Raw genomic sequence first — 16,985 nt, forward strand, 5'->3', positions numbered from 1 at the left:
CCATGTTTTCCTTACGTAATACGCCTGCCGGGCCCCTCACCTGCGTGCTGACCGCAGTGGGCATAACGGCTTTTCTTGCCCTGTTTTTGATGGCTGAAGAACAGACTACCATTCTGCTTTATCTCGGCGTGGGGCTGTTTTTGCTGCTGGACCTCAAGGTTTGCGGCCTGCTGGACGTGCTGTTGCAGGCCGCCCGCCAGAACGAAACCCTCTGGACGCGCCTCATGCTCGGCATGAGCCTTGCGCTGATATTGATCTTCCACGACGACCATTACAACCTGTTTTTGCTGGGCACCATCATGACTTACTCCGTTGCGGTGCTGGGACTCAACGTGCAATTGGGCTACGCGGGGGTCATCAACTTTAGCGCGGCCTCGTTTTTTGGTGTGGGCGGCTACACGGCGGCCCTGCTCATGGCCAACGCGGGCGTGCCCTCGCTGCTGGCCCTGCCGCTGGGCGGCGTGGCCTCGGCACTCACGGGCTGCATACTACTGCTGCCGGTACTGCGCACGTCGGGCCACTATGCGGCTCTTGTGACCATGGCCTTTGCCCTGCTGTTCAGGGTCTTTCTTGAGGTCTGCCCATGGTTTGGCGGCCCTCAGGGCATACCGGTTGAAGGGCTGAACGTGCTCGGCCTAAGCTTTATGAATGATATGCGTATAGGCGGGTTGGATTTTTCGTTTTACGCCAAATACGACCTTTTTGCCCTGCTGATGCTCTGCCTGACCTTTGGCTTTATCCGTCGCCTGGAGCGCTCGTGGTTCGGGCTTTCCATGGACGCGGTGCGAGGTGACGAGGTAGCCTCGGCCTGCTTTGGCGTAAGCATCGCGCGCTGGAAAATAACGGCCTTCACCATGGGCAACTTTATTTCGGGCATGGCGGGCGCGTTTTACGCCATGATGCTGGCCTACATCAGCCCGGCCAACTTTTCGTTTGCCGATTCGCTGCTCTTTCTTTCCATCCTGCTGCTGGGCGGCATCGGCAACAGCTGGGGGGTGCTGGTGGCCACCGCCTTTGTGGTTGCCCTGCCGGAAAAATTCCAGGTTATTCAGGAATACCGGTACCTCATCTACTCCAGCATCGTACTTTTGATGATCATCTTTCGCCCGGCCGGGCTACTGCCCCGCCGCGTCCGCAGCTACACGGGAGGCATGGCATAATGTGCGCCCATCTTCTTGAATGTACGGGGCTGTCCATGCGCTTTGGCGGGCTTATGGCGCTCCAGTCCCTGGATATCCACGTGGACAGCCACGAGGTTGTGGGTCTTGTAGGCCCCAACGGCTCGGGCAAAACAACGTTTTTCAACGTTGTGACGGGCATCTACCACCCATGCGCGGGCAAGGTCATGTTCAACGGGCAAGACATCACAGGTCTTTCGCCGCAGGAGGTTTACCGGGCGGGCATAGCGCGCACGTTTCAGCGCTCGCGCCTGTGCCTCGATCTTACGGTGTTCGACAACATCATGATCGGTAGCCACAAGACCCTCGACCTGTCGTTTATGCACAATATACTGCAGCGCAAGGCCTTTATAAAGAAATATCACGAATATGAAGAAACCGCAGCCGCCCTGCTGCGGGCGCTGAACCCAGACCTGCCAGGCAAGCTGCACCACGCTGTCAGCGAGCTGAACATGATCGACCGGCGGCGGGTGGAATTGTGCCGCGCGCTGATTGGCAAACCCAAGCTGCTGTTTTTGGACGAACCCTCGGCAGGCATGACCCACGAGGAAACCCAGCAGCTCATGGACGAAATTGTGCGCATGGAAACAGGCGAAGCCAAACCCGCCATTGTGCTTATCGAGCATGAAATGAACGTGATACGCCGCATAACCAGCCGCTGTGTTGTGTTGAACTTTGGTGAAAAACTGTGCGAAGGCAGTTACGAGAAAGTAACCGCCGACCCCATGGTGCAGGAAGCCTATCTCGGCACGGAGGTGTGCGAAGATGAACAAGTTTAAACCTCTGATGGTCGAAAATCTGCATGTGGCTTACGGAAAGGCCGATGTGCTCTGCGGCGTATCGCTGGACATCCAGCCCGGCAAAACAACCTGCCTGCTCGGCTCCAACGGCGCGGGCAAGACAACCCTCATCCGCGCTTTAGTGGGGCTGACGCCCCCAAGGTCGGGCAATATTCAGTTTGCAGGTGTGGACATTACCGGCATGGCCCCGTACAAAATAGTGCGGATGGGCATATCGTGCATACCAGAAGGGCGGCGCGTGTTCCCCAAGATGAATGTGGAAGAAAACCTGCTCATGGGGGCATATCAGGAGCCATCCACCGCCAAAATACAAAAACGCTTGGCGCGAGTTTACGAAATCTTTCCCCGTCTGCGCGAAAGACGCGCGCAGTTTGCGGGCACCATGTCGGGCGGCGAGCAGGCCATGGTCTCCATTGGACGTGGACTGATGAACGAGCCTCGCCTGCTGATCATCGACGAACCGTCGCTGGGCCTCTCGCCCGCGCTGGTCAGTGAAAACTTCAGGGTAATACGCTCAATCTGCGAGAGCGGCATTGCCGTTTTTCTGGTAGAGCAAAACGTACGACAAACCCTGGCCATAGCCCATCAGGGCTACGTGCTTTCGCAGGGGCGCATTGTGGCTGGCGGCACCGCCAAAGAACTCAAAGAAAACGCCGAAGTGCAAAAAGCCTACTTTGGCTGAACCCGGTAAGGAGGCGTCGCCTGGGCAGTGCCCGGCAGACGAAACCCATATGACATACGCACCATCATCAGTTGAACTGGCCCAAAGCCTCATAGGCTACAACACCATTTCTGGCGGCAACGAGCGTCAGGCTCTGGAACCCCTTGCACGGATACTGTCCGATGCTGGCTTTAGCGTTGCTTTTGACGCCTACGACCCCTCCAACCCACAGCGTTGCAGTCTTTTTGCACGCCTGCGCCCCGAGAGCGATATGCCTGCCCTGTGCCTGTGCGGCCATATCGACACTGTCCCCCTGGGCGCTGCACAATGGCGCATGCCTCCTTTTGAGGGCCGTATACAAAACGGCCTGCTTTACGGTCGCGGCAGCAGCGATATGAAGAGCGGCATTGCGGCCATGGTTTGCGCTGCCGCGCAAATGGCCCGGCACATACGCGGAGATCTGGTCGTGCAGGTCTACGGCGGCGAAGAAACCGGCTGCGAGGGATCCTTCCATATGGCGGCGCAGCCGCAATTTCTGCGCAATATAGCGGCGGTTGTGGTGGCGGAGCCTACCTCATGCCGTCCACTGTGCGGGCACAAGGGCGCTCTGTGGCTTACCTGCAAAACCACGGGAGTTACGGCGCACGCATCCATGCCGCACAAGGGCGACAACGCGCTGGCAAAGCTGCTGCCCTTTGCCAACGCCATGTGCGCATTCCGTCTTGAGGGCGACCACCCGCAGCTTGGCGGCGGCACATGCGTCGTCTCTACGCTGCACGCGGGGTGCAACAGCAACTCCGTACCGGACAGCGCCGCCATGACCATCGATATCCGCACCACTCCCCAACATAATCATGACGAAATCCGCACGGCTGTGGCCGCCATGGCCGGGCCTGACATCAGCATGACAACCACCCTTGACGTGCCCGCCGTATGGACAGATCCCGCCCATCCCTGGATGAATCGCGCCTTTGACGTGCTCACCCCTCTGCTGGGGCACAGGCCCGATGTGGCCACGGTGCAGTTTTTCACCGATGCGGCCGCACTGCGGCCCCGGCTGCCAGACGTGCCCATGATGATACTTGGCCCGGGAGATCCCTCCATGGCCCACCAGGTGGACGAATACTGCGCCGTGGAGCAGATAGAGCTTGGTACAAAAATGTACTCTGCCCTGCTGGCGGACTGGTGCGCATAAACAGCCAGGCGCGGCGCAGGGACAAAGTACATGGATTGTCACGCCAGGGACTTGCAATCTGCGCCGTGCCCATAACAGCGCTCCACCGCAGGCGTATTCCCTCAACCAGCATCTGAGGAGGAACCATGCCCCGCTTCGCACTGCCCCCTGTCCTTGGATTCGACCTCTTTCGTAAAGCCGATGCCGACACGCTGCTGCGCATATACAGGGGGCTTTTTTTGCGTATTGCAGCCAGCGAGGGAAAGTTGTTCATCTTTGCAGAGAACGGTTTTCGCCCCCAGATGGTGCTGGACGAACTGGAGGAAGCCCTGCGGCGCTGGCCCGAAGTTGCAGGCAGACCGCCGCTGTTTGGCGTGCCTGTGGGCATCAAGGATGTTTTTCGCACCAGCGGGTATGCCATCCGCTGCGGTTCGCTGTTGCCGTCAATCCTCTTTGCCGGAGACGAAGCCCCTCTGGTGACGCGGTTGCGTGAGGCAGGGGCCATTATTATGGGCATTACCGCCACCACGGAGTTCACCCACGCCGAACCGGCGGCCACGCGCAACCCCTGCAACAGGCGGCATACGCCGGGCGGCTCCAGCAGCGGTTCTGCCGCAGGCGTGCGGGCCGGGTATTTTGCGCTGGCGCTCGGCACGCAGACCATGGGATCAGTCATACGCCCCGCAGCCTTTTGCGGCGTGACGGGGTTCAAACCTTCGCAGGGGCTTTTGCCGGGCCAGGGTATCATCAACTTTTCGCCCAGCCTGGATCAGGCGGGATTTTTCTGTGCAACATCACAGGATGCGGCAACCACCCTGTCGCTTTTTTGTGATGCGCCAGCCGAGGGGCGCAAGGCTTCTGCCCTGTTTATCGTGCCTGAAGGCGCGTATATGGACGAGGTCGAGCCGGGCATGCGCAGAGCCTTTGACCAATACTGCAACCGCCTGGCCCGCCTGTCGGGAGTGCGCATCAAAACCATGCCGGTTTTTGACGACTGGCAGGGCATACGCGACCGCCACCAGCAGCTTGCCGCAGCGGAACTGGCGCAAATGCACCGTGAATGGTTTGCGGATTTTGGCCCGCTATACCGGCCAAAGACGCGTGAATTTATCGAATTTGGGCAAATCCTTGGCGCGGGCGTCATTGAGACAGGGCGCGCATCGTGCGCCAATCAGCGTAAAAAGCTGGATGATCTGCTGGCCGACATGAAGGCAGACGCCTTTCTGGCCCCTGCCGCGCCTGGTGAGGCCCCCAAGGGATTCGCCTCCACAGGCAACCCGGTCATGAACGTGCCGTGGACGCATGCAGGCCTGCCCGTAGTATGCCTGCCCATGGATAAAGTGCGCAGCGGCTTGCCGCTGGGCGTGCAGGCGGCTGGCCGTTTTGGCCTTGATGCGGAGCTTATGGCGCTTGCGCCGCTGCTCGAAACCGCCGCAGCTCCCATGCGCTTATAATGGATACCGGCAATGGATATCGGCAGCGGTCATGGTTGCCGATCACAGGCCCGTACAGATTCAGAGCAAGCGACCCCACGTGCACGTCATGCCGATCTGTTGATAGACGATCCCATTTGCCATAGTTCAGCGGCCCTCCATGCGCGTGGTACAGACTGCATGCCCATAGCTGGGACATTTGCCTTCAGATGGCGGTAATGCCTTTGCGGCGTTCGCGCGCCACGTGCAGCAGATACGCGTCTATTTCCTCCTGCTTTCGAGTGTCATAGCACGCAGCGCCACCCAGAGCGTCGTTGTCGTCGCCAAAAATTACCCTGTCGTTATTCGTAACGCCGTTCAGGATTCGGCTTGCGGACTGCTGTGACGTCTGCGCGCTTTTGGGCGGTTCAAGATCGCCCCATATGGCGGTCACGGTCGTGCCCGGCGTGGCGGAGGATATCTTGATGTTGTCGTCCCAATATTCGGTACGCAAGGCGATGGAGAGCGCATTGAGCGCCGCCTTGGTGGCGGCGTAGCGCGACTGCTGCGCCATGGGCGTAAAGGCTATTCCGGAGATGATGTTGATGATCTGGCCGCCCCCCTGTTTGACCATGATGGGCAATGCGGCCCGCATGCCATACAGGGCACTGAAAAAATTCAGGTCGAACGCGGCCTTCCAGTCCGTATTTGTCATGTCGGCGAAGTACCCCGGAAAACCGGCTCCAGCGTTGTTCATCAGAAGATCGAGCCGACCTCCAAAAAAAGACACGGCATCGGAAATCAGGCTTTGTACCGCCTCTTCCCTGGTGACATCGCACAAAAATCCTTTCACCCGGTTGCCGTACTGTTCTTGCAGTCTTTTTTCATGTTGTTCCAGATTGTTCGAGTTTATGTCCGCCATCACCACGGCGGCCGCATTGCTCTGAAGCAGCTCCCCCACGAGCGCCAGCCCGATGCCGGACGCTGCCCCTGTCACAACAGCGGTTTTTCCGGCGAAATAGTCGCGATTATATTCCATGCTTCAGGCTCCTTTTTGTTTACTCGTAGCGCTGGTGCTCGCGGCACAGGAGGCTTCGGTCATATCTGCCGGAGTAGAGGTACTGCATCACCTCGGGTCCCGCTTCAGGCTTATAACGATGTATGACGGTTTGGCTCCGAACTCTGTTGTCGACCCTGGCCCAGCCTGCGCCCAGGACGGTTGTCAGGGGAATATCACCCCACGGGTCGTCCATGGCGGATGCGAGCTTTACCGTCGCCGCCGCCGGTTCCCAGAAGTGAAATAGCATGGGGCTGTCGTAGTAGAGGATTTCCATATTCCGGAACCCGCCCTCCTCGCTGATTCCATATCTGTGCAAAAGACATCCTCCCCCTTCGATCAGCTTGCCGCCCGGCGTCGTCTGGCAGTTTTCCTGCTCCAGCTGGAACGCGGGATGGTTATAGCGCCCCATTTCCATTTCCACCTCGACCAGTTTGACGCCGCCGCGTTCCACAAAGCAGTGCGCATACGCATCGGTTCGCTCGACCCGTATCCGATCACAGATTTTCTTTGGCAATCCCGAAAATTCGCGCCCGGTAAAGGCTCCCATCAAGGCTCCAGGCCCACTCAACTGGAGGTTGAAGAAGTAGAGGCCGGTGGTATTCTCGCATTTCGCCATTACGCCGACGCCAGCCTCCATATACCAGGGGGCGAAGGTTGGTTCGCGGATATTGACGGCATACAGCATAAACATGGGATAGGCAGGATCGGCAGGTTCGAGAGGCGGCGGCAGCAGCCGTTTCACGCTGGGGTCGGTGAGACCATAGACATACACTCCTTCCATACTGTTCATCGCGGCATCCGCCATAAATTTCATCACTTTTTCCAGTGGGATAAAATAGCTGCTGTGCATGGATGATTCTCCTGGTTTTACAGGTTCCGAAACACAAATGTGCTGGCGCTGGCGTCCTGTGCGACCCCGGAGCGAGTGCGGCCCGGAATGCCGCCCTGACGGCGTCACCGGCTCAGGTTCCGTGTGCATGCGGCCGGTATTCTCAGACGGCGAGCAACTGCCGCAAAATCACCCAACGGGCCACGGCATAGCCGAGAAGCATTGAGTACACGACCTTAATGGAAAGGAAGGCGAAAAATGAAAGCGCCGTCACGCCAAACAGGAAAAAAATCCCCATCATACAGGACGTAAGAACAAGCGCAACGCCCAGTCCCAGCAGAAGACCGAGCTTCCAGGGCCGTGCGGGCAGACGGCGCAGCAGACGTCCGGCGCTGAGATCCGTTATGGGCAGTGCAATGGTCCCGGCCTTGAGGGCGCGCCGTGTGTCGGCGGAAATGAAGAGAGTCATCAGCAGCGACATGATTATGCTGGTAATAACCGTATCCACAGCGGCCGAACCCTGCTGTACGTCCGCCCTGGACATGTTCCCCAGCCAGGAAAAGAGGGAATTCAGCACAATGTTGCAACTGCCCGCCATGAGGCCAGCCTTGCGAATGAAGTTTTCCACCGGTTGCGCCATGTTTCGCCCCCATATGGACAGAGAGTGCAGAAGCTTCTGCTTAACCGTGAAATACTGATTTTTTATAATAATAGAAAAATATCAATCCGTGCGCATCGTCCGAATGGACTATAGCGCATGCGAACAGGTATCTCGGCCGTGCCGGGCCAACGAGTCCAGGCTTCAAAACGGCTGCTCTATGGATTTTTGCTGCAAAATAATGAATGCTACATGCAGTAAATCCTCCACGACAGAGAAAAGGAGCAAGGGGAATGGCTGATAGCTCCAAGGCAGAGGGTTCATCCCCCAGCAAGACGTCGCCCCGTGTACGCCGTTCTTCCGGTCGCCCCAGGGGCGGCGAGGATTCTCTGCGCGCGGGCGACCTCTGCCGCGACCGGGGCAGGCTCGCCGAAGCTTTGGGGCTGTATGCCGAAGTACGCGCGTATGACCGCATACTCGCCCTGGATCTTTCCCCTGTCCTTTTTGAAAAGACCGGCGGCACGCCCTTTTTCAGGATTGCCCTGGATATCGCGGAGCATTGCCCGGAAGAAATCAGGCGCGAGCATCCTCTGGCCATGCTGTGCGTCGCCTGGACACTCAAGGTTGCGGGCCTGGACGCCGCTTTTGGCAAGGTGCTGGATGACCTGGACGAGCGGCTTGAAGAAAGCGGGCCCTTGAGGGCGGAGTGGCTGCTTGTGTCGGCCTACCGCCATTTTCCCCGCGCGGCCGAAATGCTCCCGAACATTCGCGAAGCCTCGGCCCTGTTTAACGGCGCATGCTCACAAGTGATCCTGCCTGAAGCTCCCTGGTGCTCCGGCGACTACTGCCAGCTTGCGGAGTTCCACCTCCGGCCGGGTGAAGCTGATCGTGAGGCCGAAGCCCTTGAGGAATTCATTCCCCTCTATTCCCGGCTGACCGGCGGCCATGGCAGCGGCGCGGATGCGCTCTTTCGCGCCGAGGTCGCCTACCACAGAGGGGATATGGCCACGGCGGAGATCTACGCCTACAAGGCGGCATTTCTGGCCGAAAGCAGTCGGCAGAGCGTTATTCTGCTCGGAACAGCCAAGGTGCTGGCCGACATCGCGCTGCTCAAAGCCGACGCGGAAGGTTGGCGGCGCGCCGTCAAGGCCATGGATCGCGCCGCATCCAGCCCCGGACAAACGGCCTGGGTGGTGCGGATGGCACTGGATACGGTTCGCGGCGCTATTTTGGCCGAGTTGCAACAGCAGATCCGCATCGCCGGCTGGCTGAAGGACGGCGATTTTTCTTCCCTGCCGCTTTTTCCTCCCATGCGCAACAACGCGCTGTACGCGCATGTGGTCTATCTGCTCAACCAGGGGGAAATCACGCGCTTCATCGGGACGCTGGAGGCCATCCCGGAGGAGGTAGCCAGGAAAACCGCTTTTTCGGAATTTCTGTTCCTGCTCTTCATGGCTCTGGGGTATTCCCTGCTGGGCAAGCGCGGTCAGGCTGCGGACTTTCTGGAGCGCGCCGCCGAAAAGGCCCTGCCTGACGGTTTTGTGCTGTCCCTGGCCGTATGCTCCATACAGACTCTCCAGGGCCTGACAGAAGAACTGATCAAGAAAAGGTACCCCACGCATCTTGAGGCTTTCATCACGGCCAGGGCGCGATACGGCACCGGCTGGGAGGCCTTGCGCCACGCCGTTGCCAGGGGGGTGTTGCCCGCCGATTTGACCGCGCGGGAATGCGAGGTCGCGCTGCTGGCTGCCGAGGGCCTGCGCAATGGTGAAATTGCGGAACGGCTTTTGGTTACGGAAAACACGGTGCGCGCGCACCTGCGCACGATCTTCCACAAACTGGATATCGACCGCCGCGCAAAACTCAAATAAGCATGCCTGACACCGCTTGAGGCTACGGGCGGCAAGCAGAAACCAGTTCCGGACTACTTTTATAATGCCTTACATTTCAATGTGGTATTCTGCCGAAAAACATATTTTTCGGCAGAATACCACTTATGGTGCGGCGCGCAGCACTTTTGTGCAGCGTTGGCGCATCTCCCTTTTTCAAAGGTAAAATGCCCTAAACCAGTCTGGCAATATGCTTCATCCGGTCACCAGCAAGCAAGGCCACCGGCGGCACATCAATCAGCGTATGGCAACCGGGAGCAAGGCGCGTGGTGGCCCTGGCGCAGGACACCAGCACTTGCGCCGTCAGGGCAGGGTTGTCTATGCGCATGTCAAAGCTCAGGCGCTGGTTGGAGGTGCTCCCGGAAGCGCCAATGCGCTCCATAAGCACGCCGTGAGAGTTGTCAGCCACAGAATCCAGTTCTTGCTGGCTGCCCACTTCGCGGACATCCAGGGGGTCACTGCTGAAATAGGGGTCAGCGGCGATTCTCTGCTTGATGTCTGCAAAAGAAGCTCCGGCAGCGGGAAGGACGTACACCAGCCGTGAATGTTTGCCGCCGCCAACAGGAATTGTGATGGAGCAGGCGTTTGCCACTCCGGCGATGGACCGCGCCGCAACGGAGTGCCCCATGGAGCGACCGCGCCCAAAGTTGGTAAAGGTGGTTCCCACCGGGGTCATGGCTTCAAAAAGCGCGCGCAGGACTGAATCCGTCCCTGGATCCCACCCGGCCGCTGTTATGCTCGTCCGGCCAGATGCCTTGGCCGCCTGATCCAGATCTGCGACCAGTTGGGGGATTTCCGAATGGATATCAAAACTGTCCACCGTATTGATGCCCTTTTCCAGGTAATGACGGACATCGGCCGGAACATTGCGTGAAGGGCCACATATTACTGCAACATCAGGTTTGCCCCTGGCCGCCATAAGGGCGTCAATGGAGGCATAGTCTGGCAGCCCCCGCAGCGAAAATGCCTGCGTGCCCACCGAGGGGGCACGCCGCACCACGCCCAGACAGTCAAAATCATTGGCGCTGAGCAGGCAGTCTATGACGCCCTTGCCGATATTGCCCAGGCCATGCACGGCAACTTTAATTGGATTCATGTGTTTCCTCCCATAATATTTCTGATAGTTACGTTCTTGTGGCGTATGATGCACACCCAAAAAAATTCATGTTCATGCGCAGAATCAAAACAGACGCAGAACCGAAACAGACTGCCCTGTCGCACCGGCTGCAGGGCACATTCAGTCATGGCCACAGACGTTCAGACGAGAAAGGGAACCTACTGGCGTAAGTTCCCTTATGGGCAATCTTTTCATACCTGTCAGCCGAGCCGGTGAACATGCTTTTTGAAACGTGAACCGCGCGGAAAAGTTTAAAAAAACGTATCACCAGGGTAGCAACAGACTTGAAGAATTGTCGGCTAAAACCTGGTGCGTGTCCATTGCTTTTTCACATTAGCGAGACCTTGCCTGTTTACTGGATGCGGCGTCGATGGACAGCCCCTGGCAAACCCAAGAAGATCAGCCTCATGGGGCAGTGCCGTTCGGATTGATTATAGCACAACATACACCCATAATATGCTGCCTTAAAGACCGATAATTATTTCACGTCAAAATTATTCCGGATTTAATATCCACGGATGACTACAACATGAACAATAATATATAATTATTAAAGTTGTTTTATAGCATACAATGGTTATTAGTTATTATATATACAATATCACAACAATATATAAAAATGGAAAATCTGTACTTCCCCATTTGCTGATTCACCTGTATATTGACAAGATGATTAGCTGGTTAAATTTAAGGTATACAAAGATCGTTTTTGGGAGATTAGCATTATGAAACTGCCGTCATTGCCGCCGATAGTAAAATTCCAGGTCGTAGTAAAAACCCTGGCCATTCAAGCGGCTATCTTATTGGGCATCTTGTTTCTGCTATGGGGTTTGCAGCGCGCGTATTCAGCCATTGACGCCACGACATTTCCGGATCCGATGCCCATACCCGCCGAGGCGGACAAGCTGCCGGAAACCGAAAAAGGTAAAATCCTGCTGGATTCCATTACCTTTCAGATGCGCCGCGAGTTGAATTCCACCTTTGGCTGGAGCCTCAACGACATCATTTTTAACCGATTCATAATGGACAATCGCGCCTACCGTCAGTATGGCGTATATCACGCCACACGGTTTCTTCTTGACCTCTATTCCAGCCAGATTGCCAAACTGGGCAGCAGCGACCGCGAGAGCGAGTTTTTATACAAGGCGCGCATCAACAGCTTTGCCATTGATCCGCGCAGCTTTATGCTCCCTTCCGCTGAAGGCTCCTACAAAAAGGGCTTCAAATTACTGGAAGATTACAAAAAGTCGTTGGACAACGGCACAGGCGTGTTCAACTGCCGCTCGGATGACCTCTATGCGTCCTTTGTGGCCGTAACTGGCGAAAACATGTTGGGATATGCGTTGGGATTGTTGCAAAACGCACAGGGCATGCCCTTCTACACGTTGGATAACCGTATTTATGAAGTACAGGGCATTGTGCTGGTTCTGCGTGATTTCATCCACACCCTGTATGTGCTGTACCCGGAAATACGGGCCAAAAACAACGAAGAAAACATGGCTTCCGCCATGTCGTACCTGACCCGCATCTGTGACTACGACCCTCTGTACATTACGTCGTCTTTCAACTCCGGGGAGCTGGTTTTGTCGTACCTGCTGTTTGCCAAAGCCCGCCTGGAGGACATCCGCAACAGCATTCGCATGTAATATCACGTAATATACTGACGCAAGAAAGCTGCGGAGAATTTTGCAAAAAAATTCTCCGCAGCTTTTATATTCTGTCATGCAACACGTTTCTGCAGTGGCCAGGGCAAGAGGCTGTCATTATTGCCCGGCGGGAAGAAAGGCAAAAGGCGCTGTTTCCTTGAAATGCGCCGAAGCTTCTCCGGAAAAGATTGCGCCGTTCTGGAGCGTCAGCTTTTTCACTGGGGCTCCCGGTCTCAGATCCAGCTTGTCCAAAGAAACCCAGAAGGTATTGGGGCTGGTGGCAGAATCAAAATAATAGGTCAAATTTTTCTGGTCAGCTATGGAGCGCCAGATTGTTGATGAGATGTTGGGCTGGCCGGGGGTGGTTATGCCAAGAGGCACGCTGACCGCGCGCTGAAGACTGAGCATGCTTGCAATGGCCTGATTATTGAAGCTTTTTCCGGGGACGGCAGCAATGTAGTTTTTGTCCATAGCCTTGGGAATGGCATCAAGAAAAAACGCGGCTCGGGCAAAGCGGTCAGCCGCGCGGTTGGTTCCCGGCAAAAAAACCAGCCCTCCTATCTCCTTCCAGTAGGCGTTCAGGGCAAGCTGCTGATCATAGCTCGGCGAGTTGGTCATTACGGTGTAGTCCTTACCGTGATGTATGACCAGTTTGCCCTTGATATACTCAAAAATGGCCGAGTCGCCCGTAACATCTGAAATGGCCAGATGCATTGTACTTGCGGCCCCGTTGGGCAGTGTCGGGGCCGCGATCTGAAAGGGTTCACTCTTGAGCGCGGCCACTGTTTCCGCAACAGTGGCGAAATTGTCCAGAACGTACTGAGCCCATGTCGCTATGGAAATGACGGGCTTTTCAGGATCACGCGGGCCATAGTCTGACTCCGCCAGATACAGGATGCTGGTCACAAGCCCCTTTTCATTCATTCCATCCGTCGTGCCCGCGTCATACCCGGCGGCAGTGACACTGCCGTACTTGGACACCCAGCGTACAGATCGGCTCCCCGCTGCTCCATCTTTTTCCATCCCTGCCGGAAAAGCCCACAGGTTGGTGCCCATGTCTTCTTTCCAGTCCATATTCCGCCCTGTAATGACGGCAGTGCCGTCAGCAGAGACGTACAGCGTCCTTGTGCAGGCCAGCACCGGTTCGCACGCTATTGCCGCGACCAGAAGCAAGCTGACCACGGGCGAAACCCACCTGAATACTTTTGGGGTATAAATCATAGAACGCTCCTGTGAGCAGATGTTGGTGATAGAATAAAAAGCGGACGGCAGCGAGGCAGATGTATCTGTCGCAAACAAGCTTCGCCACTTTGACAAAACAGTCGCAAAGCCAACGCGCAAAACAACCGTCGCAACAAGCTGTTCCAACAATAAAAAATAAAAACATTTATCGTCAAATGTAATATCTTGTTTTGTTGCGAGCCCGGGGCCCGGCAACGAGTACCTGATAGCGGGGTGTGAACACGTGGCAGATCTCCCTGGCATACGGAATTGCCTGGAACCCTGTCGTAACCACCCCACCTTACCAGGATGCGTCCCCAAAGATCATACCAGTTTGTACACACCGGAATGATCACACTGCCAGATCGGACTGGCCAGATCGGACTGGCAGATCGAATCGGCCAGATTGAACTGGCCAGATTGAACCGGCCAGATCGAACCGGAATATTCGCCCCATGGCTTTCAGCAGAAAAAGCGCGTAGTGCCCGCCGTGCCCGAAAAACATGAAAGAGCGGGATACGCACACGCGTACACCCGCTCCAAATAACAAAGGGGCCTGCACAAGCTTCTAGTTGTGCCAGCCTCGTGCGCCTCGCGCGCCTCGCGCCCATATGTCCAAGAAAAAGCCCATCTGTAGCGCCCAAGAGGATGAACTATATATTGACATGCAGGGCTATGGCGTCCATATTTTTCTTACACTCTCAGACCTGGTGCTGCGGCGGCGCATCTTCCTGACACATGCTGGCTTCTTCAAAAAAAACATCTGGCTGCAAAATAATAACTTCAGAGCTGTTTCTTTCAAAATCCCACACGCCTTCAACCTGCCACTGGCGCATGACCTTGTGGATTGAAGTGCGGTGCATGCCCAGCAGATCTGCCATTTCGCGATAGGAAATATCGCGCCGGGCGCAAAGTGGCGATGACCCCGGCACAATGCGCGAGGCCAGATACTTGCACACTCTGGTCAAGGGCGATTCAAGGCTGAGCGACACAAGAGACTCTGCCAGCAGACCGACCTTTTTTGCATAACTTTGGCAAAGATTAAGTAAAAGCTCGGGATTCTTTTTTCCCAGTTCCACTACATCCCGTTGCGAGAATACGTGCAGATAGCAATTTTTTGTGCATTCATGGTAAAATCTCATTCTTCGGGTGGAAGAATGGGTCTCTCCAGGGGTTGTGCCGAACATTATGGTTTCATTAAAACAGCACCCCTTGCTGAGATACCACAGCGTTTTCTCATTGCCACAGACATCCAGAGCCATCAGGCGCACTCTGCCGCTGAGAACATAGTACATTGTCGGCGCGTCATCGCTAAACTTCCAGCCCTTTTCCCATTTACGGGCCTTGTCTCTGACAACCTTTCCCCAGCATTCATTCTGGTTGAACAGTTCGATGAAAGACATTAGTCCCTCCCGATAAAGAGGTTAGACCAACTGAATAGTCCACACGTGATAGCCATAGCAAAAAAGCAGCACAGCTTCCATCACTTAGAGTATTAGTGGGAAATATATCCCGCTGCCGGGGTATGCTAAAAAGGGCCACAACGGCAGTGGCCCAAGGCAGGTACTTGTTGATGAAATAATCCTAGCGCCCTTTTTTTGTGAATATTGTTGCATGAACTACAATTTTCACTGTCAGCCAGGACTATCATGCGGTTATCGTACGAAGAGGTTGAGGAAACTACTTACAGTCAACCCTGTTGTGCAAAAAATAACCCGCATGTTTGGAGGTCTTCATGGGTCACCCGACTATTTATCCCACTGGCGTCACAGTTTACAAACCGGAAAAGGCATGGAGCGGCTTTACCATTCTGCAGGCTCCCGACAACGGCGCATTGCTGATTGGCATGAACGGACACGAAGTTCGTATGTGGAAGGATCTGCATGGCTTTCCCAATAAAATGTTCCCTGGTGGCATGCTCATGGGCAGCACTGGTACCCGTCACCCCAAGCATGGCCTGCAAGACCAGCTTGACCTCGTTCAGGTAGACTGGGACGGCAATATTGTTTGGAAGTTCGACAGAGCGGAATTCATCGAAGATCCAGGCATGGAAGGCCGCTGGATGGCGCGCCAGCATCATGACTTCCAGCGCGAAGGCAGCTCCACCGGATATTACGCTCCCGGACAGGAGCCCAAAATAGACTCAGGCAATACGCTTGTCCTTTGCCACAAAAACACCGTTAATCCCTATATCAGCGACAAGATGCTGGTGGATGACGTCATTTATGAAGTAACCTGGGACGGCGACATTGTTTGGGAATGGAACTGTGCCGACCATGCGGAAGAAATGGGCTTTGGCGAGGCCGCACGCAACGCCATGTGCCGCGACCCCAACTTCCGTGGCGGAACCATCATGGAAAACGCGCCTGGCGTGGGTGACTGGATGCATGTCAACTCCATGTCCACGCTTGGACCCAACAAGTGGTTTGACGCGGGCGACGCCCGTTTCCATCCAGACAACATCATCATTGACGGCCGTGAAACCAACATTATCCTGATTCTGGACAAAAAGACAGGAAAGATCGTGTGGCAGCTCGGCCCGGATTATGACCGCACGCCCGAAGAAAAAGCCATTGGCTGGATCATCGGCCAGCACCACGCCCACATGATCCCCCGCGGTCTGCCTGGCGAAGGCAATATTCTTGTGTATGACAACGGCGGCTGGGGCGGTTACGGCAACCCCAACCCTGGCGCGCCCCATGGCGTCAAGGCCGCGCAGCGCGACTACTCGCGGATACTTGAAATTGACCCCGTGGCCATGAAAATCGTGTGGCAGTATACGCCGCATGAAGCGGGCTTCCTTATCCCGCTCGACGCCTACCGTTTCTACAGCCCCTTCATCAGCTCCGCGCAGCGTCTGCCCAATGGCAACACGCTCATCTGCGAAGGTTCCGACGGCCGCGTGTTTGAAGTGACCGCTGAACATGAAATCGTGTGGGAATATGTTTGCCCGTACAAGGGACACATCAGCCTGCCCATGAACTGGGTGTACCGCGCGTACCGCGTGCCGTATTCCTGGGTGCCGCAGGCCGAAGTTCCCGAAGAAAAAGCCATCGAGCCTTTGACTGTCAAGGAATTCCGTGTTCCTGGGGCCGCCCCCTTTGGAGCCATGTCCACCGTCAAGGTGGAAGGTACCATAGGTTACTATAGCGGCGCAGGACACTGCGTGGCCGCAACCGAATAATCCGACTCCATTACCCTCCTCCGTTTGCGATGAGACCCCGGATCTGCCGCCGGGGTCTCATCTTTTTTTGACGGCATATCCGTAATATGGGATAAATGCTTTGATCCCCTGCTGTTGGTGTATCTCATCCGCAGGGTTTAGACAGTGCCGTCGCGAGTGCCTTTCCTGGTATTTCTGCGTCGACTTCGCCTTTTATTCCGATCAAGCACCAGCAGA

General features: G+C 56.1%; 14 protein-coding genes. 8 read left to right on the forward strand and 6 right to left on the reverse strand.

Annotation, left to right across the window (positions count from 1 at the left end):
• Positions 1-2: 2 nt before the first annotated feature.
• From RBR41_RS02900 to RBR41_RS02920, 5 genes are all read left to right on the forward strand, one after another.
• The gene (locus RBR41_RS02900; protein WP_320350899.1) at positions 3-1,160 is read left to right on the forward strand and encodes a branched-chain amino acid ABC transporter permease; all 1,158 of its coding nucleotides are present in this window, start codon (positions 3-5) and stop codon (positions 1,158-1,160) included.
• Positions 1,160-1,957, forward strand: a complete 798-nt coding sequence (locus RBR41_RS02905) for an ABC transporter ATP-binding protein (protein ID WP_320350901.1) — start codon at positions 1,160-1,162, stop codon at positions 1,955-1,957. Before RBR41_RS02900 ends, RBR41_RS02905 begins: the two co-directional genes overlap by 1 nt.
• On the forward strand, positions 1,944-2,660 hold the full coding sequence (locus RBR41_RS02910; RefSeq protein WP_320350903.1) for an ABC transporter ATP-binding protein: 717 nt from the start codon (positions 1,944-1,946) through the stop codon (positions 2,658-2,660). The genes RBR41_RS02905 and RBR41_RS02910 overlap by 14 nt, the downstream gene beginning before the upstream one ends.
• A gap of 49 nt (positions 2,661-2,709) precedes the next feature.
• The gene (locus RBR41_RS02915) at positions 2,710-3,834 is read left to right on the forward strand and encodes a M20 family metallopeptidase (protein WP_320350904.1); all 1,125 of its coding nucleotides are present in this window, start codon (positions 2,710-2,712) and stop codon (positions 3,832-3,834) included.
• 125 nt (positions 3,835-3,959) lie between these two features.
• Positions 3,960-5,267 (forward strand): amidase, encoded by a 1,308-nt coding sequence (locus RBR41_RS02920; RefSeq protein WP_320350905.1) that lies wholly within the window; start codon positions 3,960-3,962, stop codon positions 5,265-5,267.
• Between the two features lie 184 nt (positions 5,268-5,451).
• Here the strand turns inward: RBR41_RS02920 and RBR41_RS02925 are convergent, their stop codons facing one another.
• The 3 genes from RBR41_RS02925 to RBR41_RS02935 form a co-directional block, all read right to left on the reverse strand.
• Positions 5,452-6,264 (reverse strand): SDR family oxidoreductase, encoded by an 813-nt coding sequence (locus RBR41_RS02925; RefSeq protein WP_320350906.1) that lies wholly within the window; start codon positions 6,262-6,264, stop codon positions 5,452-5,454.
• A gap of 19 nt (positions 6,265-6,283) precedes the next feature.
• Positions 6,284-7,135, reverse strand: coding sequence for an acetoacetate decarboxylase family protein (locus tag RBR41_RS02930; protein WP_320350908.1), 852 nt, complete (start codon positions 7,133-7,135; stop codon positions 6,284-6,286).
• A gap of 142 nt (positions 7,136-7,277) precedes the next feature.
• Positions 7,278-7,754: a hypothetical protein gene (locus tag RBR41_RS02935; protein ID WP_320350910.1), complete on the reverse strand. Its 477-nt coding sequence runs from the start codon at positions 7,752-7,754 to the stop codon at positions 7,278-7,280.
• Between the two features lie 251 nt (positions 7,755-8,005).
• Here RBR41_RS02935 and RBR41_RS02940 point away from each other — a divergent pair, with 251 nt between their 5' ends.
• Positions 8,006-9,583 (forward strand): LuxR C-terminal-related transcriptional regulator, encoded by a 1,578-nt coding sequence (locus RBR41_RS02940; protein WP_320350911.1) that lies wholly within the window; start codon positions 8,006-8,008, stop codon positions 9,581-9,583.
• Positions 9,584-9,773: 190 nt separating this feature from the next.
• Here the strand turns inward: RBR41_RS02940 and RBR41_RS02945 are convergent, their stop codons facing one another.
• Positions 9,774-10,697 (reverse strand): diaminopimelate dehydrogenase, encoded by a 924-nt coding sequence (locus RBR41_RS02945; protein WP_320350913.1) that lies wholly within the window; start codon positions 10,695-10,697, stop codon positions 9,774-9,776.
• Positions 10,698-11,443: 746 nt separating this feature from the next.
• Between RBR41_RS02945 and RBR41_RS02950 the strand changes: the two genes are divergently transcribed.
• Entirely contained in the window at positions 11,444-12,364 is a 921-nt protein-coding gene (locus RBR41_RS02950; RefSeq protein WP_320350914.1) for a DUF2333 family protein, read from the forward strand.
• Between the two features lie 117 nt (positions 12,365-12,481).
• Here the strand turns inward: RBR41_RS02950 and RBR41_RS02955 are convergent, their stop codons facing one another.
• Together RBR41_RS02955 and RBR41_RS02960 are read right to left on the reverse strand one after the other, a co-directional pair.
• The gene (locus tag RBR41_RS02955; protein WP_320350916.1) at positions 12,482-13,585 is read right to left on the reverse strand and encodes a linear amide C-N hydrolase; all 1,104 of its coding nucleotides are present in this window, start codon (positions 13,583-13,585) and stop codon (positions 12,482-12,484) included.
• 701 nt (positions 13,586-14,286) lie between these two features.
• On the reverse strand, positions 14,287-14,988 hold the full coding sequence (locus RBR41_RS02960; RefSeq protein ID WP_320350918.1) for a Crp/Fnr family transcriptional regulator: 702 nt from the start codon (positions 14,986-14,988) through the stop codon (positions 14,287-14,289).
• Between the two features lie 332 nt (positions 14,989-15,320).
• On the opposite strand from RBR41_RS02960, the gene RBR41_RS02965 reads away from it, so the two are divergent.
• Complete coding sequence (locus RBR41_RS02965) at positions 15,321-16,769, forward strand: aryl-sulfate sulfotransferase (RefSeq protein WP_320350920.1); 1,449 nt, start codon at positions 15,321-15,323, stop codon at positions 16,767-16,769.
• Positions 16,770-16,985: the final 216 nt, after the last annotated feature.

The sequence above is a fragment of the Desulfovibrio sp. genome (assembly GCF_034006445.1).
GTDB lineage: Bacteria > Desulfobacterota > Desulfovibrionia > Desulfovibrionales > Desulfovibrionaceae > Desulfovibrio.

Excerpts from the sequence above, each read along its gene's own strand:
- RBR41_RS02940 (WP_320350911.1), top strand. The coding sequence starts at position 8,006 with ATGGCTGATAGCTCCAAGGCAGAGGGTTCATCCCCCAGCAAGACGTCG.
- RBR41_RS02910 (WP_320350903.1), top strand. The coding sequence starts at position 1,944 with ATGAACAAGTTTAAACCTCTGATGGTCGAAAATCTGCATGTGGCTTAC.
- RBR41_RS02935 (WP_320350910.1), bottom strand. The coding sequence starts at position 7,754 with ATGGCGCAACCGGTGGAAAACTTCATTCGCAAGGCTGGCCTCATGGCG.
- RBR41_RS02960 (WP_320350918.1), bottom strand. The coding sequence starts at position 14,988 with ATGTCTTTCATCGAACTGTTCAACCAGAATGAATGCTGGGGAAAGGTT.
- RBR41_RS02905 (WP_320350901.1), top strand. The coding sequence starts at position 1,160 with ATGTGCGCCCATCTTCTTGAATGTACGGGGCTGTCCATGCGCTTTGGC.
- RBR41_RS02955 (WP_320350916.1), bottom strand. The coding sequence starts at position 13,585 with ATGATTTATACCCCAAAAGTATTCAGGTGGGTTTCGCCCGTGGTCAGC.
- RBR41_RS02965 (WP_320350920.1), top strand. The coding sequence starts at position 15,321 with ATGGGTCACCCGACTATTTATCCCACTGGCGTCACAGTTTACAAACCG.
- RBR41_RS02915 (WP_320350904.1), top strand. The coding sequence starts at position 2,710 with ATGACATACGCACCATCATCAGTTGAACTGGCCCAAAGCCTCATAGGC.
- RBR41_RS02900 (WP_320350899.1), top strand. The coding sequence starts at position 3 with ATGTTTTCCTTACGTAATACGCCTGCCGGGCCCCTCACCTGCGTGCTG.
- RBR41_RS02930 (WP_320350908.1), bottom strand. The coding sequence starts at position 7,135 with ATGCACAGCAGCTATTTTATCCCACTGGAAAAAGTGATGAAATTTATG.
- RBR41_RS02950 (WP_320350914.1), top strand. The coding sequence starts at position 11,444 with ATGAAACTGCCGTCATTGCCGCCGATAGTAAAATTCCAGGTCGTAGTA.
- RBR41_RS02925 (WP_320350906.1), bottom strand. The coding sequence starts at position 6,264 with ATGGAATATAATCGCGACTATTTCGCCGGAAAAACCGCTGTTGTGACA.
- RBR41_RS02945 (WP_320350913.1), bottom strand. The coding sequence starts at position 10,697 with ATGAATCCAATTAAAGTTGCCGTGCATGGCCTGGGCAATATCGGCAAG.
- RBR41_RS02920 (WP_320350905.1), top strand. The coding sequence starts at position 3,960 with ATGCCCCGCTTCGCACTGCCCCCTGTCCTTGGATTCGACCTCTTTCGT.